This is a genomic window from Paragemmobacter kunshanensis, from assembly GCF_011059185.1.
Lineage (GTDB): Bacteria > Pseudomonadota > Alphaproteobacteria > Rhodobacterales > Rhodobacteraceae > Paragemmobacter > Paragemmobacter kunshanensis.
Genome location: NZ_JAALFE010000072.1, coordinates 1 through 2,137, shown reverse-complemented (window position 1 = coordinate 2,137; position 2,137 = coordinate 1). Strand labels below are relative to the sequence as shown.

Here is a 2,137-nt window from a genome sequence, read left to right as displayed (position 1 = left end):
CCGCTCCGCGGCTTCGTCGACAAGGGTCAGGGCCGGGACGGCAAGCCGCACAACATCTGGATCCCGGCCGACGACACCGCGCCGGGAAAACTCGCGACCTTCGCCGCCTGGGCGAACCGCGAGGGGGCGGCGGTCTATGTCATCCCCGGCACGGTCGAGGAACAGGGCCAGGCCCGCGCCGCCGATGTGCTGCAGATGCAGGCCATCGTCGTCGATCTCGACGCAGGCGACATCCCGGCCAAGCTGGACCATGTCACCCGCCACCTCGGCACGCCCACGCTGATCATCGAAAGCGGCGGGCGCACGCCCGAGGGCGCCGCGAAGCTCCATGTCTGGTGGAAACTGACCGAGCCGGCCGAGGGCGAGGATCTGGCCACCCTCTGCCGCCTGCGCAGCGAGATCGCGGTGAAGGTCGGCGGCGACACGCATTTCCGCTCGGCGCACCAGCCAATCCGGGTGCCGGGCACGGTCTATCACAAGCATGGCCATCAACGCCTCGTGCAGATCCGCGAACATCGCGACGTCGAGGTGGACCTTGCGGATTTCGCGGAAAAGGTCGCCGAGATGCCGCCGCTGCCCGGCGTAGGCTTCGCCAGCGACGTTGCCGCGCCGACCGCGAAGCCCGGCATCGACGCGGTGCTCACCACGCCGGTGCGCGAAGGCGCGGTTGACGACTGGTCCCGGTTCCAGGGGGCCAGTGCCGCCATCGGCCATTACGTTCGTCTGGTTCACGAAGGCCGCCTCGACCCGTTCGCAGGCTGGGAGGCGATCTGCGGCTACAACGCCGCCATGCTGCGCCCGTCCTGGCCGCTGGATCGGCTAAAGGCCGAGTCCGAGCGCCTCTGGGCGCTGCATGTTAAGCGCAACGGCCCGCCGCTCCTGCGCGCGGCCCGTGTCGATGCCCCTGCCAGCCCGCTGCCGACATTCAGCCTCGGCGCGCTGCTGGATGACACCAGCCCGATGCCGGAGGACATCATCGGGCCGCGCATGCTGACGCCGGGCGGGCTCCTCGTGCTGGGCGGTGCGCCCAAGGTCGGCAAGAGCGACTTCCTGATCTCATGGCTCGTCCACATGGCGGCAGGCGTGCCGTTCCTCGGCTTCACGCCGCCCCGGCCGCTGCGCGTGTTCTATCTGCAGGCCGAGATTCAGTATCACTACCTGCGCGAGCGCATGCAGCAGATCGCGTTGCCTGCCGCCGTGATCGCGGCCGCACGCGACACCTTCATCGCCACGCCGAAGCTGAAGCTGCTGCTCGACGCGGAGGGCGTCGCCCGCGTGGCTGAGGCGATCCGGGCCACATTCCCGGACGCGCCGCCCGACATCATCGTCATCGACCCGATCCGCAATCTCTTCGATGGCGGACCCGAGGGGGGCGGTGAAAACGACAACACCGCCATGATGTTCTTCCTGAAGGACCGGGTGGAGCTCCTGCGCGAGGCGGTCAATCCGGAGGCGGGCGTCATCCTCGCCCACCACACCCGCAAGGCCAGCAAGCACCAGGTCAAGGACGATCCCTTCCTCGCGCTCTCCGGCGCCAGCGCGCTGCGGGGGTTCTACACCTCGGGGCTGCTCATGCACCGGCCCGACGAGGACAGCACCGTTCGCAGACTGGAGATCGAGCTGCGCAACGGCCCCGCGCTGCCGGGCAAGCTCATCGACAAGGTGAAGGGCGAATGGGTCGAGTTGAACCCGCTGAACGAGCGCTTGGTGCGCAAGGAGGTCGGCGCCAAACTCGATGCCGAACGGCTGCGCAAGCACGATGTCATCCTCGGCATGCTGCTGGATGAGGCGGCCGGTGAGCGCCTCTACACCGCCATGCAGTTCGCCGAGACATTCGAGAACCGTGGCGGTCTGGGCAGCAAGCACACCATTCGCGAGCGCCTCAGCGTGCTGGCGACCAAGGGCTTCGTGAAGTTCCTGCGCGACCCCTCGGGGTTCGGCTTCCCCGTCACCCGGTCGCGGTTCGGCTATCTCTGCGTCGAGGGCATGCAGTTCGGCGCGCCCGTCGAGCATGTCGATCCAGACACCGGCGAGATCACAACAACCGCCCGTCCGGTCCAGCCCAGCCACTTCAAATGCCCCCAATCCGGGCTCTGCCTGCAGGTCGAAAACCCCGCCGTCTGGGTCTACCCGGAGG

The 2,137-nt window shown here is 68.4% G+C and carries 1 protein-coding gene; it reads left to right on the top strand.

The features are described 5' to 3' along the window. The coding region (locus G5V65_RS21675) for an AAA family ATPase (RefSeq protein WP_165054664.1) at positions 1–2,137 on the top strand (2,137 nt) is incomplete at both ends.